The 3,117-nt window shown below is 61.4% G+C and carries 4 protein-coding genes and 1 pseudogene; all 5 read left to right on the top strand.

Annotation, left to right across the window (positions count from 1 at the left end):
- Nucleotides 1-716, top strand: a 716-nt coding sequence (locus Q0063_RS14560) for a DNA adenine methylase (RefSeq protein WP_297872674.1), incomplete at its 5' end; no start/stop codon positions are given.
- A 22-nt stretch (nt 717-738) separates the two neighbouring features.
- Entirely contained in the window at nt 739-1,245 is a 507-nt protein-coding gene (locus Q0063_RS14555; RefSeq protein ID WP_297872673.1) for a hypothetical protein, read from the top strand.
- Nucleotides 1,235-1,993, top strand: coding sequence for a DUF3849 domain-containing protein (locus Q0063_RS14550; RefSeq protein WP_297872672.1), 759 nt, complete (start codon nt 1,235-1,237; stop codon nt 1,991-1,993). The genes Q0063_RS14555 and Q0063_RS14550 overlap by 11 nt, the downstream gene beginning before the upstream one ends.
- Nucleotides 1,994-2,030: 37 nt before the next feature.
- The gene (locus Q0063_RS14545; RefSeq protein WP_297872671.1) at nt 2,031-2,399 is read left to right on the top strand and encodes a SpoVG family protein; all 369 of its coding nucleotides are present in this window, start codon (nt 2,031-2,033) and stop codon (nt 2,397-2,399) included.
- Nucleotides 2,400-2,413: 14 nt separating this feature from the next.
- Nucleotides 2,414-3,064: pseudogene (locus Q0063_RS14540) on the top strand (cell wall anchor protein); the annotation flags it as partial.
- Between the last annotated feature and the right edge of the window lie 53 nt (nt 3,065-3,117).

The following is a 3,117-nucleotide window of genomic DNA, read 5'->3' as shown; positions in this document are numbered from 1 at the left end:
TGTTCCACAAGCCCCCCGGCAGGGATTTTGAGGTCTACAACGACTTCAACAGCCTTCTTGCCAACCTGTACCGCTGTGTCCGGGACAAGCCGGATCTGCTGATGAACGCCCTGAAATATGTTCTCAATTCCCGTGAGGACTTTGACCGGGTGCGGCTGGCCCTGCGCCGCCAGCGGACCACCGACGTCCAGCGGGCGGCGTGGTTCTATCAGATCATCCGCTACAGCTACGCCTCCGCCCTCACCAGCTACGGCAGCCAGCCCCATGACATGCGGGCCAATTTCCTTCTCATCGAGCAGGCCCACCGGCGTCTGAAGGACGTGGTGGTGGAGAACAAAGATTTTGAGAAGCTCATCCGGCAGTACGACCGCCCGGTGAGCCTTTTTTATTGCGACCCGCCCTACCATGCCACCGAGGGGTACTACCAGAACATCGGGGAGGACGGATTTACAGAAAAAGACCACATCCGCCTGCGGGACGCCCTTCTGTCCATTGAGGGGAAGTTCCTGCTCTCCTACAATGACGACGCCTTTGTCCGGGAGCTGTACGACGCCCCTGGCATCCAGATCGAGGCGGTCACCCGGCTGAACAACATCAAGCAGCGGTACGACCCCAACTGCCAGTTTGCCGAGGTGTTCATCGCCAACTACGACATGACCGAGCGGCAGCGTGCCGCCACACAGCTGAACCTGTTTGATTTCGGGCAGGAAATTTAATCAGAAATCGGAGGAATATCACATGAAATTCATCAAAGAGATCACACCCAAGGGCCTCCTGCTTCCAGTGACCGCCGCACGGCTGGCCGGGTTCAACGCCGGCGACAAGGTGGAGTACCACACCCTGGATGGGGCCATGCTGGTGCTGAAAGGGCGGATGAGCGCGCCGGAGCTGCTGGCCGTTGTCCAACAGCTCACGAGCACGTCGGCCCAGCTGCTCCACTACCTGTCGGAGGTCTGCGGCCCCTGTGAGGACTGTGATAAGGACAGCTGCCCCTACAACGACTTCGAGGAGGAAGCCGTTCAGGTGAACGAGTATCTGCGGGAGGCCGCCGGCATCCCCGATGGGGCCAAGCTGTGCGCCGAGGTGGACGAGGAGGCCCGCACCATCACGGTTCTGGCGGCGGAACACCGCTATGACCTGCGGGACCTTCCGGCGGATCTGCTGGAGACCTTCATGGTGGTGGGCGCCTGCCTGGGCAGGCTGGAGGAGCATCTGATCGCGGAGGATACCGTCTATGGCGGCTGATTTTCCCTATCTGTACCCCTACTCCCGCGCCGACGCCCGCCGTCTGAGGCAGACGCAGATGCACGAGGACAGCTTTCGGGTGAATGTGGACTGCGCCAGAGCCATTGAGCAGGCGGTCCGGGATTATTTCAATGAGGCGGACGAGTCGCTGGCCGAGGGCTGCGCCCAGTCTGTGCTGGAACAGTTCGGCTTTAAGCGTGTAAACTTCGTTCTCGCCAACTCCCTGCAGGAGTTCCGCGAGTCGGTCTGCAAGCATCTGGTCAGCGATGAAACCTATCGGTGGGGCAGGAAAACCTTTGTTCCCCAGGACAGCAAATATAACCGCTGCTACGCGGTGGATACCGCCGCGGGACTGCTGGAGTCGTTCATCGGACAGGCCAGGGACGCATACCAGGCGCTGGGGCTGTTCGGCCTGGAGCACTGCGCCGGTAACCCGCTGGAGCAGGACTACAAGGGCAAGGTGCTGGTGATGCGTCCCGACACGCTCCGGGAGAGCTGCTGGGACCCCCGCAATATGCTCTGGCTGGCGGAAGGCGGCTTTGGCTGTTCTCCCCACGCCAGAGGTCAGGCGGTCTACGCCACCTGCCTGGGCGACGGCGAAAAGACCCGCTGGAACCGCTCCGACTTCGCTGGCGTTCTGGATGAGCAGTATCTGCCGGACTGGGCGCGGGAGAAGCTGGAGGAGCTTCGCACTCCCCAGCAGGAACAGGACACCGGGCCCGCCATGGGCGGCATGACCATGGAGTAATTCCATTTTACCAAAAAATTTTTAGGAGGAACCGACAATGAAACAGGCCCCTGACCCGGCCCTCACATCTCAGCGGGAGACCCTCCCCATGCAGGTGGATGTGAAAATCCACTCCCTCCACGCCAGCGGTCCCGTCCTGGCGGACGCCTCCGTCAACCTGAACGGGTGCTTCGCTATCCGGGGCGTCAAGGTGGTGGAGGGCAGCAACGGCCCCTTCGTCTCCCTGCCCAGCTACAAGGGCAGGGACGGCTATAAGGACATCTGCTTTCCCTGTACGAAGGAGTTCCACCAGCAGTTCCATCAGGCAGTGCTGGACGCCTATCAGCAGACTCTGGCTCAGATCCCACAGCGCCAGCAGGAGGGCCAGAGCCAGGATGCTCCGCCCGACCCGGAAATGAAAATGTAGAGGAGGAAACGACGATGAAGAAACTGACCGCAGTCTGCGCCCTGGCATTGGCGCTGACCATGGCCCTCGCTCCCGCCGCTTACGCGGCGGAGTGGGCGGGGGTACCCCATGCGAGCCCAGCAACGCGGGTCGCATGGGGAACAGAGGAGCAAGGGAGCGAGCATAGTTTTCGCCGTCAGGCGGAAACGGAGCAGAGCGGACTTTGCGACGATGTGGTCTGCTACCCCAGCTCCGTCACCCAGAGTGAGGACGGAACTGAGATCCGCAAGTTCTACGATCTGTCCCCGGAGGACGATCCCACCGGCATCCCCCGCTCGGACTTCGAGCAGGACGGATACCACTACACCTTGGTGGATCTGCTCAAGCAGGAACTTCCGGAGCATGAGAGCCGCCAGCACACCGAGACGGTGACGCTGGACAGTAAAAACAAGGACATGGCCTCTGTGCTGGCTCTGCTGCCCCAGGAGAAGGCGTTCATCACCGACGACGGCCTTGCCGGGACGCTGACCCTGCGGCTGGATACGGTGCAGGTGGAGGTGGCCGGCTACGGCAGCTCCACCAAGCAGGTCTCCGCCACCCGGACCTATCCCAATCTGGCGGGACAGGACACCCAGTACATCCCCAAGACCATCCAGGACGGAGGGCGCACTCTGACCCTCCAGGACTGTCAGCGCCAATGAAAAAATGAAAGAAAACGCCGAGGAAAAAATGTAGTTTT

This window comes from uncultured Oscillibacter sp., from assembly GCF_947654275.1.
Lineage (GTDB): Bacteria > Bacillota > Clostridia > Oscillospirales > Oscillospiraceae > Oscillibacter.
Note: the sequence above shows the minus strand (reverse complement) of the source record. Positions and strands in the feature narration are given on the sequence as shown.